Source organism: Microbispora sp. CA-102843 (genome assembly GCF_050936215.1).
Lineage (GTDB): Bacteria > Actinomycetota > Actinomycetes > Streptosporangiales > Streptosporangiaceae > Microbispora.
Window position 1 is genome coordinate 6040752 of sequence record NZ_JBNJNF010000001.1, and the last position, 17308, is coordinate 6058059.

Here is a 17308-nt window from a genome sequence, read left to right on the forward strand (position 1 = left end):
CGTCCAGGTGTCTACCGCGTGGCGCTCGCCGCGGCGGCCTCGGCGTCGGCCATCGCCTGCTGCGGGCTTTTCGACCCGCTCAGCGCCGCCTGCACCGCACCCCACATGGGCTCGGAGATCTTCGGATACTTGGTGCCGAGATCGTCGCTGGTGCGGCCCTTGGCAGCCTTCACCGCCTCCACCCACACCTTCAGGCTCGGGTTCTGCTCGACCTGCTTGGCCTGCACCTGCTCCGTGGGCGCGACGTACGACAGCGTGGTCGTGGTGGTGAGCGAGCTGTCGGTGCTGGTCAGACACATCACCAGCTTCTGTGAGGTGGCGTAGCGGGCGGCGTCCTTCTGCACGGGGATGGTCACGAACTCGCCGCCGGTCGGCGCCGGGGCGGTGCCGCCGTCCTTGCCGGGGATGGGGATGATGCCGTACGCGAAGCCGGTCTTCCCGGCGTTGGCGAGCTGCCAGGTGCCGTTCTCGCCGAAGGCGAAGTCGCCGGTCGCGAACTCCTGCCAGCTGGTGGTCTGGGTGTTGTTGATGACCGAGTTGGGGGCGTACCCCTTCCTCAGCCAGTCGGCCCACAACGACAGCGCCGCCACGCCATCCGGCGAGTCGAGCTTGGTCAGCTGTGCCCCGGATCCCCAGAACCACGGCAGGAACTGGAAACTGCCCTCCTCGGTGCCGATCGCGGAGAAGGTGATGCCCTTCTTGCCCGCCGCCTTGACCTTCTCCAGGGCCGCGGTCAGCGAGGCCCAGTCCGTGACCGATGCGGCGTCCACCCCGGCCTTCTTCAGCACCTCCTTGTTGTAGTAGAGGGCCAGCGTGTTCGCCCCGATCGGGACGCCATACGTCTCGCCTCCGCTCTGGCCCGCCGCCAGCAGGTTCGGCGCCACGGCCGAGGTGTCGAGCTTGTTCTCCTCCGTGGTTGTCAGGACCCCGGCCTCGGCCAGCGTCGAGACCACCGGGTTGTCGACGATCAGCACGTCGGGCGCGTTACCCTGCTGAGCCGCCAGCAGCGTCTTGTTCGTCAGGTCCGTTGTGTCGTAGGCCGTGCGCTCGACCTCCACACCTGCCTGAGTGCCGCACGTGTCCAGCAGCTTGCCCCACGCCGAGCTCTTGTCGTACTGCGGGTACGGGTCCCAGATGGTGGAGGTGCCTCCCCGTCCGGCCTGGCTTGCGCTCGCGGTGCCACCACCGCCGCTGCTCGAGGACGAGCATCCGATCAGACCGCCCGCGGCCGCGAGGACCGCCAATCCAAGGCCGGCCGCACGCCGGTTCGTTGTCGCTGATCCCATGATCATGACCTCCGCTGACCCGCGCGACGCGGTCGCCGCCGCCTAGAAGTCGAATCGGTTCGCATGAACATAAGCCCGTAGACGGCATGCGTCAACGGGGTGAAGTAGGACGCCGCCGGAGTCGAGGGCGTCGTTCCATACGCTCGATTCGACTTACGATGTGCGTATCGGTCGGATCAGGTGAGGAGGGCCGGTGAATATCGGGGAGATCGCCAAGCGGTCGGGTGTGGCGCGCAGCACCGTCTCGTACGCCCTCAGCGGCAAGCGTCCCGTGTCGGAGGAGACCCGCCGGCGTATCCAAGCGGTCATCGACGAACTGGGCTACCGGCCCAACGCCGCCGCCAAGGCGCTCAAGGAAGGCAGGACCCACACCATCGGGCTGGTCATCCCGCCCGCCAGCCGGCGCCTGACCGACATGCAGCTCGGCTTCGTGGCCAGCGTCGTCGACGCCGCCGCACGCGCGGACCTGGACGTCCTGTTGTCACCGTCCGGGGGCGAGCACGACCGGTCATTCGAGCGCGTGGTCGGCGGCAGACGCGTGGACGGCATCATCGTCATGGAGATACGGCTGGAGGACGACCGGGTCACCCGCCTGCGGCAGGCCGGGCTGCCCTTCGTGGGAATCGGCCGTACCTGTCACCCCGAGGAGATGTCCTGGGTGGACATCGACTACGAGAAGCTGATCGCCAACTGTGTGCATCACCTGGCCGACCTCGGACATCGCCGCATCGCCCTGGTCAACCGTTCAGAGGAGCTGGTGGCGGCCGGGTACGGTCCCGGCCACCGCGCCCAGGCCGGTTTCACGAGTGCGATGACAGAGCGTCGTCTGGACGGCGTGCAGGTGTGCTGCGCCGACGATGCCCAATCAGGGGTGTCCTGCGTCGAGCGGCTCCTCGACGCACACCCCGGCCTGACCGCCATCGCCACCATCAACGAGGCCGCCACCCCCGGGATGTACCACGCGCTCGCCCGGGCCGGCCTGGTCGTGCCCCGTGACTTCTCCATCGCCGGCGTCTCCGCACGGCACTGGGCGGAGAACCTGCACCCTCCGCTCACGGCCGCTGACGTCCCCGCGGATGAGCTCGGTGCCCGCGCCGTCGAGATGCTCATCCGGCTGATCTCCGATCCCGCCACCCCGCACGGCCATCTCCTGGTCGCGCCGCCCATTTCCCTGCGTGGCACGACCGGACCCGCGCGCGCCCGGGATCACCATCACTGACGGCTGCGCGGCACCGGCGGCACGCCCGGCCGTCACGCGGGTCCTCCGCCCCATCCCATTCGCCGGCTGTCGAATCGGGTCGTTGGTGGGTGTCCGTTCAGCATGCGGGCTGCGCGGGGGTCCGGTCAGATCGCGGTGACGGTCCACTGCAGGTTGGTGCTGGAGTCCGGCGTCCACAGCTTCACCCTCGCGCCGACCGTTGAGTCGCCGCCGCTGTCCAGTGCCGTGCCGGTGCCGCGGTTGACGACCCGGTAGCGGCCGTTGCCAAGGCTGTCGAGCCTCCATTGCTGGTTGTTGCCGCCGTTCCAGGCCGCCTGCAGACAGGTCGCGCCGTTGGTGGTGTCGCCCCAGCTGTCGGCGACCATGCCGTTGGTGCGATTGACGATGCGGTAGTACCCGTTGCCCAGGTCGACCAGCTGCCACTGCAGGTTGGTGCTGCCGTCCCAGCTCCACTGCTTGAGTCCCGAGCCGGACGCGACGTTTCCGCCGCTGTCCAGGACGAGGCCGGTGGTGACGTTGGCGATCCGTACCCATCCGGTGGGGATGGGACCGGATCCCAGGGCGGGGATCTGGCCGCTGAAGGTCAGCTTGACCACGTACGCCGGGGCGCTGAACGGGGCGTTGGACGAGGGCATCGAGATGTGCAGGGCGGAACCGTCCTGAGTGCGGTTGGGGAGGTCGATGTACTGGCCGGCCGAGGGGCCGAGCAGTTGCACCGACACCAGGTTGCTCAGGTTGATCCGGTTGGCGCCCAACGTCGTGATGTGGAGGGTGCTGCCTGGCCAGCCCATCACCGTGGCGTACAGCACGGTGTTGTCCTTGCTGCGAGTGAAGCGGATGTCGGTGTTGGTGCCCGCCCGCGGCGTGGTGAACGAACCGCCGCCCATCTGCGTCGGGCCCTCGCCGTAGGTCGCCCAGGCCCGGGTGGCGTAGACGGACTCGCCGAAACGCTTGAGGTAGTCGCCGATGCCCAGCAGAATCGACCGCTGCCCGGACGGAATGGTGCCGTCGGCTATGGGGGCGATGTTCAGCAGCATGGTGCCGTTCTTGCTGACCCGGTCGATAAGTGAGTGCAGCATGGCGTTGAGCGAGTAGTAGCCGATGCCGACGGTGTAGCACCAACTGGAGCTGGAGATGCTGTCGTCGGTCAGCCAGTAGGGGTTCTGGATGGCGGCCGGGCCGCCGCGCTCGTAGTCGAAGACCTCGCCCCGAGTGTTGAACCCGTCCTTGTAGGTCGCGATGACGTCCCTGTTCCAGGCGACCGCCTGGTTGTAGTAGTACGCCAGGAAGGCCAGCCGCCGGGACTCGTCGAGCCGGCTGAGGTTGAAGTCCTGCCAGATGATGTCGGGCTGGTAGCCGTCGATGACCTCCTTGAGCTTGTCGTACCAGAGCTGCTGCTCCTCGGCGAAGCCGAGCTGGCCGTACAGCTTCTTCAGCGAGGTGGTCGACTGGGCCGGCACCCACTGGTAGAAGCCGGTGAAGTTGTAGGTGTGGTGCATGGCCACCAGCAGTTTGAGGCCCTTGGACCGGATGGCGTCGGCGTGTAACCGCAGCAGGTCGAGCTTGGGGCCGGTGGCGACCGAGTTCCACTCGTTCACCCGGCTGTTCCACATCGAGTAGCCGTCGTGGTGCTCGGCCACCGGCCCGGCGAACCTGGCGCCGGCGTCGGCGAACAGCTGCGCCCACTCGCCGGGGTCGAAGTTGCCGCCGGCCGACTTCAGCTTCGGCGCGAACTGCACCCAGTTGCCGGCCTTGTCCCGCGCCCCGTTGATGAAGTTGTGATACGGCCACACCGACGGATCACCGTAGACGCTCTTGTGGTGATTATTCTCGTTCGACCCGTTGCTGTACATGTTGCGCGGGTACCACTCGTTGGCGAACGCGGGGACGCTGAACACGCCCCAGTGGTAGTAGATGCCGAACTTCGCGTCCTGGAACCACTCGGCGGCCGGCGGATGCTGGTCCACCGACGACCAGCTCGCGGTGTAACTCTGCGGACCCGCCGTGGCCCACGCAGGAGCCGCCTTCAGCAGGCCCGCGGCCGTGGCGGCCCCGGCCGCGACGAGCATCTGTCTGCGACTGAACTGGAACGAGGACGAAGCCATGGGTGAACCCTTTCGGAGTGGGACGTTCTTCTCGATCACTTGAGTCGCGCGAAATGGAGACTCAGCCGCATGCCGGATCGACGCCTTGCCCAACGCCCAGCGGCGTGGTCGCGCGAATCCATGATCTCGAACCGATTCGACAACGGATGTCATCCGCCTGCGAGCACCACGCCGCCCATCAACGCGAGCCCGCACCCTGTTGCCGCGGCGGCCCCTGCCGCCCGCCACCGACGCAGGATACGACCGTCCGAGCAGCCAGTCTGAAAACCGTCACGAAACATGTCAAGGCTGTAGGCAGATAGTTTCCAGGATTCCGATGGAAGATCTGGCCATTTACCTGGTGTTTCTTCCGGCCTTGTGGAGTGAAATTTCGTCAGCTCTCGCTGAATGCCTCGAGTGACTCGTCAGCGTCAGGTCATTGTCGTGAAAGTTTCATTTCTCGCATCTCGCAGCGATCGGGCCCCACCCCCGTTTCGGCAGGTGAGGCACCCCGGCAGCCCGGAAGGGTCGGCCGGAGAGAGGCGGGAGCCTTGACGCGGGATCCGCGCGGCGTATTTGCTCCGCCGCACCACCGTCTACGTCAGCAGAGAGAGGAGCCCGGCCTATAGACAGAAATGTTAGCGTTAACAGGATCGGCCGGATCAAGGGCCGGTCCCTGCGGCCCGCCACCCACAGCCCGCACATGATGGACGAGCCCGTACGCCCATCCACGAATGTGAGCGCCAACAGCGCATGCCCTGCACTGCACACCCAGGAGTATCCATGAAGATCGCATCCCTCCGGCGCCTGGTCAGCGCCGAAGTCACCGCAGCCGGCGAAGTGACCGGCGGCCAGGGCACCAGAGGCCGAACCGGCCTCACCGACATCCGGATGGAGGGCTGACCGTGCGCACCTGGAGACGATGGGCGACCACGGCGCTGCTGACCGCGGTCGTGGCGGCGACGGGCACGCTGATGGGCACGGGTGCCGCTGTCGCGGAGTCGAACGGCGGGGTGCGGGTGATGCCGCTGGGCGACTCGATCACCGAGGGCACGCAGGTGCCGGGCGGGTACCGGATCGGCCTGTGGCAGCGCCTGGCCGCCGGCCGGTACACGATCGACTTCGTCGGGTCACAGTTCAACGGGCCGGGCAATCTGGGCGACCACGACCACGAGGGACACCCCGGGTGGCGTATCGACCAGATCGACGCCAACGTCACCGGCTGGCTGCAGACCTCCACCCCGCGTACCGTGCTGTTGCACATCGGCACCAACGACGTGCTGCAGAACTACAACCTGTCCGCGGCGCCGCAGCGGCTGTCGACGTTGATCGACCACATCACGACGGCGGCGCCGAATGCGGACGTGTTCGTGGCCACGATCATCCCGCTGTCGAACTCCGGTCAGGAGGCGGCGGCCCGGACGTTCAACGCGGCCATCCCCGGCATCGTGCAGAGCAAGGCGAACAGCGGCAAGCACGTCCACTTGGTCGACATGCACAGCAAGCTGACCACGGCCGACCTCATCGACGGCATCCATCCCACCGCCGACGGCTACGACAAGATGGCCGCCGCCTGGTACGCCGCGCTCCAGTCGGTCCCCGGCACCATCGGCCAATCCGGCGGCACCCCCAGCGCGACGCCGACGCCCTCTTCCACGAGTGCCATCCGGGGAGTGGGGTCGGGCCGGTGCCTGGACGTCACCGGAATCTCGCAGGCCAACGGCGCGCAGGTGCAGATCTGGGACTGCAACGGTCAGAGCAACCAGCAGTGGACGCTGACCGGTGCCGGTGAACTGCGGGTCTACGGCAGCAAGTGCCTCGATGTGAACGGCGGCGGCACCGCCGACGGCACCGGCGTGATCATCTGGGACTGCAACGGTCAGAACAATCAGAAGTGGCGGTTCAACGCCGACGGCAGCATCACCGCGGTCGGCGCGAACAAGTGCGTGGACGTGCCGAACTACTCGACCGCCAACGGCGTCAAGCTTCAGATCTGGTCCTGCAGCGGACAGGCCAACCAGCGCTGGACCCGCGTCTGACGGTGACGTCGCCGCCGTATCCGCTTTCGCCGGGGCGGCCCTCGGCAGCCTCCGCCACCACCGCGGCGCGCTCATCCTGCTGAGCCCCCTGTCCCTCCTGGCGGCCCATCACGTGCTGATCTCGATTAAGCATTCCGGAACCCGGGTCATGCGGAGGCAAGGGAAGATCGTCCAGCAGAAGCGGTACGGGGGGCGGCTGCGCAGACCCACAAGCGACCTATTTCAAACTCAGTCCCCATTGACCTCTTCCCATCGGGCTCCTGGTGCGTGACAGAGGTCATTGCCCTAGCGAAGGAGATTCGATGGAACCGAGAGACGGCCGGGAGTGCTGGTGGCGGATCTGACAGAGGCCCGGGTCGCGGACGCGCGGATCAACACCGCGATGGCGCACCCGGCTCGGGTGTACGACTATCTACTGGGCGGCAAGGACAACTTCGCGGCCGACCGCGAGGCGGCCGAGGAACTGATCAGACTGTCTCCCGGCACGCGTGAGGGTGTGCGTGCCCACCGTGCCTTCCTCGGACGGGCGGTGCGCCATCTCGCCGAGGCGGGTGTCTCACAGTTCCTCGACATCGGCACCGGTATCCCCACCCAGGGCAACACCCACGAGATCGCGCAGGAGGTCGACCCCGAGGCGCGGGTGGTCTACGTGGACAACGACCCGATCGTCTTGGTCCACGGCAGGGCTCTGCTGACCGGCACGGGGATGACCACGGTGATCGAGGCCGACCTCCGGCAGCCGGAGGCGATCTTGTCTCATCCCGAGGTCCGGACCGTGATCGACTTCACGCGTCCGGTGGCTGTCATCCTGGCCGGCGTGCTGCACTTCGTCACCGACGAGGAGGATCCGTACGCAACGGTGGAGCACATCAAGGCCGCCGTGCCTGCGGGCAGCCACCTGCTGCTGTCGCACATCACCCTCGACTTCGCGCCCCAACTACGTGAAGAGGACTTCACCAAGCCCTACGACAACAGCGCCGCGCCCATGGTCCCCCGTACGCATGCCGACGTGCTGCGGTTCTTCGAGGGCTGGCATGTGGTCGATCCGGGCGTCGTCGAGGTGGTGAAGTGGCGGCCGGATGAAAACGGGCGTCGGGAGCACATCCCGGGCGGTGGTCACGCCTGGGCCTACGGCGGGGTCGCGATCAAGCCCTGATCGAAGGACCGGGGCGGCGCCTGCTCCACGAGTGATTCGGGAAGCGGCGCGGTCGCGGGTGACGAGGTTCGTCACGAATGCGCGGCCCGGGATCCGGGCCGCGCATTCCCCACTTCTGCCTCGGTTACGGGCGTCGGTCGTGGTCAGGTGGACCGGCCAGGGCTCGTCGCCCGGCCCGCGGACCACCACCATGGTCCGCGGGCGTGGCGACAGGTCGTACCGATGGGGTCAGAGGTCGCCGCCATGGGCGACCGTGTCATCTCAGTTGCGGCTCCACTGCTGGTTGGCTCCGCCGTTGCAGGCCCACAGGACGATCTTCGTTCCGTTGGCGGTGGCGGCGCTGTAGGCGTCCAGGCACAGCCCGGACTGGACGCCGGTGACGGTGCCGTCGGCGTTGACGTTCCACTGCTGGTTCGCTCCGCCGCCGCAGTCCCAGATGACGACCTGGGTGCCGTTGCTCGTGCCCTGACCGTAGGCGTCCAGGCACTTGTTGCCGTACACCTGGAGCTGCTTGCCGGAGGTGTAGGCCCACTGCTGGTTCGCGCCGCCGTTGCAGTCCCACAGCGCCACCTGGGTGCCGTTGGTCTGCGACTGGTTCGGCACGTCCACGCACCGGCCGCTGGCCAGGCCGCGCAGCACGGTGCCGTTGCCGGGGCCGGGGCCTCCCTGGCCCGGCGTGATCGTGAGGTTGTCGAACTGGGCCGTCTCGGTGGTGCTGGTGCCCAGGCCGATCTCTCCCGCACCCCAGGTGCCGTCGGTGACCGAGGCCACCTGCGTCCCGTCGATGCTCGCGGTGATCGTGCTGCCGGAGAAGCCCAGGGCCAGGGTGTGCCAGCGGCCGGTGCCGAGCCCGGCGACGTTCCCGCTGCGGATCGTCGTCATCGCGTTGTCGACGTTGTTGCGGATGATCTGCCAGGCGCCGCCGTCGGTCACCCGCAGGTAGTAGGCGTTCAGCCCCTCGGGGCCGAAGGAGTGCTGGGCGCCCGCCCGGCCGATCAGCTCCGCGTAGCCGCTCTGCTCCAGCAGCACGTCTGCGGAGACGGTGTAGTTGCTCCAGCTCAGGTCACCCAGCAGGGCGTACGGGTGGGAACCGCCGGTCCACAGGATCGGCTGGCGCGGGGCCATCTGGCGCACGCACCGGCCGGACCGGCCGCCGCCGCAGCCCACGATCTCGAACGAACCCTGCATGTCCGAGAGGTACTTCGCCTCGCGGCCCACGGCGTAGGAGTCGAAGTCGTCGGAGTACGGCAGGGCCATCGTGCCCCGGGCCGGGCTGGTCGCGGTGCCCTTGCCCTGGCCGGTCGTGGTCGTGATCGAGTAGACGTACCCCGGCTGGACCGTCAGCGAGAAGGCGCCGTTGGACGGGGTGATGTCGCTGGAGTGGACGAAGTAGTCGGCGGAGTTCCCCGAGTTGAGGTTGGTCGCCCACACGTGCACCTGGCCGGTGGACAGCCCGCCGGTCACGTTGAAGTTGAGCGTCTGGGCGCCGGTGGCGTCCATCGTCTCGATGATCGTGCTGTAGTCGGAGCCGCTGGGCGACCTCAGCGACACGTAGCTGCCGTTGTTGCGGTTGCCGCCGATGTAGCCGCTGGACGAGTCGAGGTACTTCCAGCCGGGAGCGGTGACCTGGGTGGTCTGCGCCATGACCCAGGCGCTCTTGCCGATGGCGTAGTAACCGGACCAGGGCTGCGGCGCGACCGCCACGCCCATCGTGGCGAAGGGCAGGTTCGGGGCGATGGCGGCGATGACCGGCCAGTTGATGTAGGCCGTCATCTTCCCGTCGATGTAGTCCCGGTTGATGCCCCTGGCCAGCGCCTTGGCTCCGTCGTTGTAGTCGTCGGAGCCGTTCTCGCTGGCCCACAGCGCCTTGCCGGAGTTGATCGCGTTGGTGGAGCTGGGACAGTTCGTCTGGGGACCTCGGTAGCCACAGACGTAGTGCGATCCGTACACGTCGACCGCGTTGCGGAAGGCGGTGTTGTTCACCGCGTCGTCGGCCATGCCCCAGCCGAAGTTGTCATCGGCGATGATCTTCACGTTGGTGTAGCCGTGGGAGTCCAGGGCCGAGTTGAGGTCGACATACCAGCTCGTGTTGCGGCCCTTCTCGTTCCAGCCGCCCAGGTAGTCGATGGTCAGGTTGTGGCTGTTCTTGGCGCAGCCCAGCCAGTCGACCAGGTAGTTGATGGTGTCCTGCGACCAGAAGTTGCCGTTGCCGAGCCAGCCCGGGGCGCCCCAGGCCAGACCGACCAGCTTGATGTTGGGGTTGCGGGCCTTGGCCTGTTCCATCAGCCACCACTCGTAGCCGCGGTTGCAGTCGAGGTCGCCGGAGGTGTGCCGGTGGCTCGGCTCGGCCCCGTCGGTGGAGTTGGTGTCACCGCCGATCTCGACCTTGAGGATCTGCATCGAGGCGCCGTACCCCGGCTTGAACAGGTAGTCGAGGATCTGGCTGCGCTGCGGCTCGGGATAGTCCACCAGCAGGCGGCTGTTGCCTCCGCCGCCGCTGATCGCGCCGACACCGTCGAAGGTACGGCCGCCGGAACCACCGTTGATCGTGATTCCGACCGCCGCACGCGCCGGCGACACGGCCACCAGGGACATCGCGACTGACAGGAGCGCGACCACCACACTCATGGCGACGCGCGCCATGCTTTCTCTTCGCCGGCTCATGGGGGTCCTTTCGATGAGGTAGGGCGAAATGGACATGGCGACAGACCGGCCGGGAGCGGGCGCCGTCAGGGGCGCCCACGGCCGGGGACTCGGGCGTCGACCGTCGCGTGACGTGCTGCCGCCGTGCGGGAGGCGCGCTGCCGCAGGCCCCCGAGCCCTGCGGCAGCGCGTCCTCGTTTCACCGCAGGGTCAGCTGCGCCTGCTCCACTGCTGGTTGGTTCCGCCGTTGCAGGCCCAGAGGATAATCTTCGTGCCGTTGGCGGTGCCGGCATTGTTCGCGTCGAGGCACAGCCCCGACTGCACGCCGGTGATCGTGCCGTTGGAGTTGACGTTCCACTGCTGGTTGGCCTGCCCGTTGCAGTCCCAGATGATCACCTGGGTGCCGTTGCTCGTGCCCTGCCCGTAGGCGTCCAGGCACTTGGTGCCGTAGACCTGCAGCTGCTTGCCGGACGTGTAGGTCCAGCGCTGGTTGTTCTGGCCGTTGCAGTCCCACAGCTGCACCTGGGTGCCGTTGTTCTGCGAGACACCGGTGACGTCCAGGCACCGGCCGGACTGGCCGCCCACAATCTGCTCCCCCTGCTGCGGGGTGCCGCCGCCCGACATGGAATAGCCGACGGAGGTGATGTTGGCCTGGACGGCGTCCTCGGTGGCGTCGGACGGGTAGCCGTTGGTGACCGCGCCTTCGAAGAACATCCCCTGGCCGGTGGGGCTGTTGTCGCCGCCGGTGCCGAGCAGGATCGAGCTCTCCAGCCGCATGGGCGAGTAGCCGTTGGGCAGCGGGCCCGAGAAGGTCCTGGTGAGCCCGCCGCTGTTGCCGTTGCCGTACTTGAGGGTGAAGTTGGTGGTGCCGTTGTTCTTCAGCCAGGCGCTGACGAACGGGTAGTGCACCCCGGAGTTGTTCGGATCCTTGTTGGAGCCGGTGTTGGTGTGGTACATCCCGTTCTCCAGGTCGGCCTCCACCCAGGGGCCGCTGCCGGTGCAGCCGCCGAACCAGCAGGCGGTGCCCCAGTAGATCGCGTTCATGGTGGCGTTGCCGGTGTCGTTGTGGGAGTTCTCACCGCTGCCGTAGTCGAAGCAGCACCACTGGTTCACGTAGTTGGACGAGGTCACCATGTAGATGCCCTCGGGCTTGCTGCCCGTCGGCACGTTCCTGGCGTTGTCGATCCGGTAGCCCGTGCCCTGGGTGCTCTTGATCCCGAACACCTGGTGCCCGCCGGCGGTCACCGGCAGGGCCATGGCGTCCGCCCCGATGTCGGAGCCGTTGGGGCCGGGGCCCTTCCAGAAGCCGCCCCACGAGATCGGCAGGTCGTTGTGGTTGGCGGTCTGGTCGTAGATCTTCGTGATCGTGCAGGAGGTGTTCGCGCAGAACGAGACCTGCGCGGCCCCGTCGGCGTACCCGCCCGCCTCCAGCAGCCCGATGTCGCGGTAGCTGCGGTCGGACGCGCGCTGCACCTGGTAAAGCGGCCCGTTGTAGGACGCGAACAGCGCGCGGGTGGTGCTGTGCGCCGCCGCGCACGGCGTCCCGCCCGTGGCGTAGATGTCACACGGAAGCGACGTGACGGCCTGCGCCGGCGCCTGCGCGGCGACCGCCCCGGCCAACGACACGGCGAACAGCGCGGACAGCGGGACCAGCGCTGCCATGATGAGGCGGACGAGTCTTCTCCTCGTGTTCACCAGATTCCTCCGATCGGGGGCGCGATGCCGTCGTCCTCAGGCGGCGGTGCAGGTGAGGGACCATGCCGACGGGGTGCCGCCGGCGAGGAAGCCGAACGTCGTGGAGGCGGACGGCTGGAGTGAGCCGTTGTAGGAGGCGTTGCTCACCGACACGGCCGAGCCGGTGGTGCTCAGCGTGCCGTTCCAGACCTGGCTGATGGTCTGGCCGTTGTTCAGGTTCCATTTGACGGTCCAGCCGTTGATGGGCGCGTTGCCGGCTGTCACCGTGATCTCGCCCTGGTAGCCGCCGGACCAGGTGTTGGTGGTGTGGTAGGTCGCGTTGCAGGCGCCGCCGTTCGGCGTGGGCGTGCTCGTCGGGCTCGGTGACGGTGACGGTGACGGTGACGGCGACGGTGACGGCGAAGCGGGGGGTGTGGGTGAGGGGGATGTCGGCGGTGTGGGTGAGGGGCTGGCGGTCGGCCCGTCGTTGCCGGTGAACTGCCACCAGTTCACATTGAACAGGTAGCCGCTGCCGCCGGTGAACCTGAGGTACAGGTCGTGGGTGCCGGTCGCGCCGGTGACGGGGCAGGAGACGGTCGTCCAGGCCTGCCAGCCGCCGGTGCCGGGGACGTCGCAGGTGCCCATGAGCGTGCCGGTGACGCCGTCGCGGCGAAGCTCGATCTTTCCGCCGCCGGCGCCTGAGGCCACCCGCGCGGAGAACGAGGCCGCCCCGGTGCCGAAGCCGACGCCCTTGACCTTGATGTAGTCGCCGTTCTCGATGAAGCCGACGTTCATTCCGCCCTCACTGGAGGGCTCGGTCTCGACGCCGGACTCCCAGGCGATGGTCTCGGCCTCCTGGCGGACATAGGGGTTCAGCGTGCCGATCTGGGGTGCCCCGGTCGTGCTCATGGTGATCGTCGGGATGGTGCCGTCGGCGTTGTAGCTGAACTTCTCCACCGCGACCGAGCGGGTGTAGCCGCCGCCGCCCGGCAACGCGCCGTTGTGGTAGAAGAAGTACGATCCGCCGTTGAAGTCGATGACGCCGGGGTGGTTGGTGAAGCTGCCGCCCTGGGTGGGCATGATCGTCCCCCGGTAGGTCCACGGTCCGGTGGGGCTGGGGGCGGTGGAGTAGGCGATGAATTCCGAGCAGCATTTGGCCGCGAAGACGATGTAGTACAGGCCGCCTCGTTTGTAGACCCAGGGGCCTTCTTCGAACAGGGTCGGGCGGTTGGCGTCGCCGGTGCGGGTGCCGAACCCGGCGGTGGTGAGGGAGATCTTGGTGGGGCTGCCCGAGTAGGAGGTCATGTCGGCGTTGAGTTTGACGTACCACAGGTTGGGGTTGCCCCAGTAGAGGTAGGCCTGCCCGTTGTCGTCGATGAAGACGGTGGGGTCGATCTCGCCGTTTTCGACCAGCGGATGTCCCAGGGCGTCCTTGAAGGGCCCGGTGGGGCTGTCGGAGACGGCCACGCCGATGGCCATCCTGCCGGTCGCCCGGTTGGTGGTGGGGACGTACCAGTAGAACTTGCCGTTGCGGTAGACGGCCTGGCCCGCCCACGCGTCGGACTTCGCCCAGCTGAAGCTGGCGACGCTCAGCGGGGAGCCGTGGTCGGTCCAGTTCACCATGTCCGCCGACGACCAGACCCGCCAGTCCTTCATGGTGAAGTACGTCGAGCCGTCCTCGTCGTGTCCGGTGTAGAGGTAGACCCGGCCGTTGTAGACCAGCGGCGCCGGGTCGGCGGTGTAGATGGTCTGGATGATGGGGTTGTCCGCCCTGGCCGCGCCGGCCGGGAGCAACGCCAGCATGCAAAGCAGGCCCACGATCCAGGCGACTGAGCGCCTGGACAAGGCGTGGCCGCTATTCAGAAGTGCCATGTGCACGATGTCCTTCTGCTGATCACTCCCGCTCAGACGCGGGTCCATTTCTGGTTGTTCTGGCCGTTGCAGGTCCAGATGATGACCTTGCTGCCGTTGGCGGTGCCGTTGTTGTACACGTCCAGGCACTTGTTCGCGCCGACGGCGGTGATGCTCCCGTCGGAGTTGAGGCGCCACTTCTGGTTGTTCTGACCGTTGCAGTCCCAGATGATCACTGCGGTGCCGTCGGCCGTGCCGGCGCCGTTGACGTCGAGGCACTTGCCGCCGTAGACCCGCAGCTCACCGGCGCTGGTGGAGGTCCACTGCTGGTTGTTCTGGCCGTTGCAGTCCCAGATCTGCACCTGCGCGCCGTTGGTCTGCGACACACCGGTGACGTCGAGGCACCGCCCCGAGCCCACACCCCGCAGTGCCGTCGTCGCCGGCGGAGTGCCCGTCGGGGAGGTGGTCGGCGAGGCGCTCGGCGAGGACGAGGGCGACGAGCCGCTTTCGAACTGGGTGAAGAACTTCCACACCTCGGCCGAGGTCCAGGTCCTCCAGCCGTCACAGGTGCACCCGTCGATCGGACCGGGGTCGTGACCGGCTCCGTCGAACGCGGCCCAGACGACCGGATACCCGGCCCGGCACCCCGAGTAGGCGGTGACGATGTGAGTCAGGCTGCCGTTCGCCGGCTCGGGCGGGTTCTGCGGGGTGCAGCCGTTGTTTCTGACGAACGTGTCACGCAGCGACCGGCCCAGGGAGATGTTGAGAACGTTGTCCCTGAGGCCGTGCAGGCCGATGTAGGCAACGGGCTGTGTGCCGCCGCTGCATCCGCTGAGGTTCGCGCCGGAGTAGACCGCGACCGCGCGGAAGACCGTCGGCCGGGCACAGGCGAGCGCGTACGACATCGCGCCGCCGTAGCTGAAGCCCGAGGAGAAGATCTGGCTGGTGTCGACGCACAGGCCGGCCTCGATCTGCCTGAGCATGTCGTCGACGAAGGTCACGTCCTGGCCGCCGGGGTTGGCCCAGCCGTTGTTGTTGCCCTGGGGCGCGACGAAGATCGTGCTGTTGTTCGCGGCGTCCGCCAGGCGCCTGAGTCCGTAGTACGACCAGTTATACCCGTCGGTTCCGCCCGAGTCGACGTCGTTGGCGGTGCCGCCGTTCCAGTGGAACCCGAAGATCAGGCGGTAGGGGTGGTTGCTGTCGTAGCCGGCGGGCACCCGCAGGATGTAGCTGCGATTCTGGCCGCTGCTCACAATCGAGTGCGTGCCGCTCGCCAGCGTCGGGGCCTTGCCGCATCCGGCGGTCGCCGCGGCGGCGGCGTTCACACCTGTGGCCGACGTGGTTCCGCCGAGCGCCGTGCCGCTTATGCCCAGGACGAGAAGTACTGCCGCCGCGATGGCGGCGAAGAAGGATTTATGGCTCAACGTGCACAACTCCATCCGTGGTTGGGGGGTCAGCGGTAGCCGGCGGCGACGACGTCGGCCTGTACGGCGTTCTCGGTGGCGTCGGAGGGGTAGCCCGCGACCATCGCTCCTTCGTAGAAGGTGCCGGCGCTGAGGTTGGCGCCGCCATCGGGCTTGCAGCAGTCGCCGCCGCTGCCCAGGACGATGGCGCCCTGCTTCTTCATCGGGCTGTAGCCGGGGGGAAGCGCGCCGTCGTAGAGGGTGTACAGGGTGCCGGACTGCGCATTGCTGCCCTTGATCGCGAACCGGCTGCTGCCGTTGTTCTTCAGCGTCGCGGTGACGAACTTGCTGGTGAACGCCCTCTGGTTGGGGTTCCACGACTGACTTCCGCCGGGGTAGAGCCCCCATTCGAGGTCGGCCTGGACCCAGGGACCGGTCCCCGAGCAGCCGCCGAACCAGCAGCTCGTGCCGAAGTAGATGGCGTCCATGGCGCCGGCGGCGTCGGCCTTGCGGGTGGTCTCGCTGTTGCCGTAGTCGAAGCAGCAGCCGCTGTTGACGTGCGTGCCACTGGTCACCATGTACATGCCCTCGGGCGCGGTGCCGGTCGGCACGCCGGTCAGGTGACCGTCCCGCCAGTAGCTGTTGCCGGGGTTGATGTAGAGCGAGTAGGCCTTGCCGCCACCCACGGTGAGCGACTCGGTGGTCGCGGTCGCGGGCTTGCTCTGCGTCGAGCCGGGGACCGCGCTGGAGCCCTGATACCACAGGTCGTTGCCTCGGCCGGACTGGTCGTAGACGACGGTGATGACACAGGTGGTGCCGGCGCAGAAGGAGTCCTGGGCCGCGGCGTTGGCGACACCGCCCTGTGTCAGTACGCCGATGTTCCTGGTCGCGCTGTCTGAGGAGCGCCGCACCTGGTACAGGTTGCCGGTGTAGGCGTTGTAGAGCGCCCGCGTGGTGCTGTGCGCGGCCACACACGGTGTGCCGCCGGCGGCGTAGATGTCACACGCGCGCGAGCCGGGTGGCGGCGGAGTCGGTGACGTGGTGGGCCCGCCTCCGGCTGTGGTCCACTTCTGGTTGCCCTGCCCGTTGCAGGTCCACAGGGTGACCGCGGTCCCGTTGGACGTGCCCGCTCCGTACACGTCGAGGCACAGCCCCGACTGCACGCCGGTGATCGATCCGTCGGCGTTCTGGCGCCACTTCTGGTTCGCCTGGCCGTTGCACGACCAGATGACCGCCTTCGTGCCCGGCGACGTCCCCTGGCCGTACGCGTCCACGCACCGGGTGCCGCCGAACGTCCGCAGCTCACCGGCCGAGGTGAACTCGAACGCCTGGTTGGCCTGGCCGTTGCAGTCCCAGATCTGCAGGGCGGCGCCCAGCGCATCGGTGTTGCCCGCGACGTCCAGGCAGCGCCCCGACGACGCGCCGACCAGCTGCGCCACCGCCGCCGACGCCGGTCCCGACCATGTCAGGGCGGTGGCGAGGAGGGTCGCGAGCGCCGCCACGAGGCAGGCCGCGACGGCCGCCGGTGAGCGCCGCCCGCGAGCCGCAGGGCCCGATGAGTCAACGGACGAAGAACCCATTGCTTTCACTCCTTGGGGGGAAGGCACGGCGGAGACAGCCACGTGCTGAATCCGGGCAGCCTCGCCGGAGCCGGCGATAGGCGGTCGTGTCCCATTCGGTGGGTCACTGTGGGGACAGCCCGCCGTGGACGGCTGGGCCGTGGGAGCTGACCGCTCCTCGATCCTTACGCTCGGTACCGATCCAGCGTTGTCCGTAGCGTGCGGACCGAGAGAATCTCGGGTCCCGGTCGCGGACCCGATCCGCGCGAAGGCGCATGTACGGGAGGAGGAAGGGGTCGCGGACAGTGGTGAGGAGTCCGGTCGCGGCCCGAAACGCCGGCGGCGCACCTCACGCCGTCGTGCGCGGCGAATCGCGGCGCCGGTGGGTCACCAT

General features: G+C 68.0%; 10 protein-coding genes. 3 read left to right on the forward strand and 7 right to left on the reverse strand.

The genetic code is table 11. The annotated features are described in order from the left end of the window. Positions 1-11: 11 nt before the first annotated feature. Positions 12-1286, reverse strand: a complete 1275-nt coding sequence (locus ACQEVJ_RS28005; protein WP_433106061.1) for a sugar ABC transporter substrate-binding protein — start codon at positions 1284-1286, stop codon at positions 12-14. 193 nt (positions 1287-1479) lie between these two features. Here ACQEVJ_RS28005 and ACQEVJ_RS28010 point away from each other — a divergent pair, with 193 nt between their 5' ends. Continuing rightward, positions 1480-2505, forward strand: coding sequence for a LacI family DNA-binding transcriptional regulator (locus tag ACQEVJ_RS28010; RefSeq protein WP_433106063.1), 1026 nt, complete (start codon positions 1480-1482; stop codon positions 2503-2505). A gap of 125 nt (positions 2506-2630) precedes the next feature. Here the strand turns inward: ACQEVJ_RS28010 and ACQEVJ_RS28015 are convergent, their stop codons facing one another. Beyond that, entirely contained in the window at positions 2631-4610 is a 1980-nt protein-coding gene (locus tag ACQEVJ_RS28015) for an alpha-L-fucosidase (protein WP_433106065.1), read from the reverse strand. Positions 4611-5494: 884 nt separating this feature from the next. Between ACQEVJ_RS28015 and ACQEVJ_RS28020 the strand changes: the two genes are divergently transcribed. Further along, positions 5495-6628 (forward strand): ricin-type beta-trefoil lectin domain protein, encoded by a 1134-nt coding sequence (locus ACQEVJ_RS28020; protein ID WP_433106067.1) that lies wholly within the window; start codon positions 5495-5497, stop codon positions 6626-6628. A 331-nt stretch (positions 6629-6959) separates the two neighbouring features. Further along, complete coding sequence (locus ACQEVJ_RS28025) at positions 6960-7784, forward strand: SAM-dependent methyltransferase (protein ID WP_433106069.1); 825 nt, start codon at positions 6960-6962, stop codon at positions 7782-7784. A gap of 261 nt (positions 7785-8045) precedes the next feature. Here the strand turns inward: ACQEVJ_RS28025 and ACQEVJ_RS28030 are convergent, their stop codons facing one another. From ACQEVJ_RS28030 to ACQEVJ_RS28050, 5 genes are all read right to left on the reverse strand, one after another. Continuing rightward, entirely contained in the window at positions 8046-10427 is a 2382-nt protein-coding gene (locus tag ACQEVJ_RS28030; protein ID WP_433106071.1) for a ricin-type beta-trefoil lectin domain protein, read from the reverse strand. A gap of 210 nt (positions 10428-10637) precedes the next feature. Next, complete coding sequence (locus ACQEVJ_RS28035; protein ID WP_433106073.1) at positions 10638-12089, reverse strand: arabinofuranosidase catalytic domain-containing protein; 1452 nt, start codon at positions 12087-12089, stop codon at positions 10638-10640. 69 nt (positions 12090-12158) lie between these two features. Further along, positions 12159-13973, reverse strand: coding sequence for a family 43 glycosylhydrolase (locus ACQEVJ_RS28040; protein ID WP_433106075.1), 1815 nt, complete (start codon positions 13971-13973; stop codon positions 12159-12161). Positions 13974-14005: 32 nt separating this feature from the next. After that, entirely contained in the window at positions 14006-15376 is a 1371-nt protein-coding gene (locus tag ACQEVJ_RS28045; protein WP_433106077.1) for a lectin, read from the reverse strand. Positions 15377-15405: 29 nt separating this feature from the next. Further along, positions 15406-16935 carry an arabinofuranosidase catalytic domain-containing protein gene (locus tag ACQEVJ_RS28050; protein ID WP_433106079.1) on the reverse strand — a complete coding sequence of 510 codons (1530 nt, stop codon included), beginning with the start codon at positions 16933-16935 and terminating at the stop codon, positions 15406-15408. Positions 16936-17308: the final 373 nt, after the last annotated feature.

What these genes read in the sequence shown, in the direction of transcription:
- ACQEVJ_RS28030 (WP_433106071.1), bottom strand. Translation starts at nt 10,427, where the DNA reads ATGGCGCGCGTCGCCATGAGTGTGGTGGTCGCGCTCCTGTCAGTCGCG.
- ACQEVJ_RS28035 (WP_433106073.1), bottom strand. Translation starts at nt 12,089, where the DNA reads ATGGCAGCGCTGGTCCCGCTGTCCGCGCTGTTCGCCGTGTCGTTGGCC.
- ACQEVJ_RS28050 (WP_433106079.1), bottom strand. Translation starts at nt 16,935, where the DNA reads ATGGGTTCTTCGTCCGTTGACTCATCGGGCCCTGCGGCTCGCGGGCGG.
- ACQEVJ_RS28015 (WP_433106065.1), bottom strand. Translation starts at nt 4,610, where the DNA reads ATGGCTTCGTCCTCGTTCCAGTTCAGTCGCAGACAGATGCTCGTCGCG.
- ACQEVJ_RS28005 (WP_433106061.1), bottom strand. Translation starts at nt 1,286, where the DNA reads ATGGGATCAGCGACAACGAACCGGCGTGCGGCCGGCCTTGGATTGGCG.
- ACQEVJ_RS28040 (WP_433106075.1), bottom strand. Translation starts at nt 13,973, where the DNA reads ATGGCACTTCTGAATAGCGGCCACGCCTTGTCCAGGCGCTCAGTCGCC.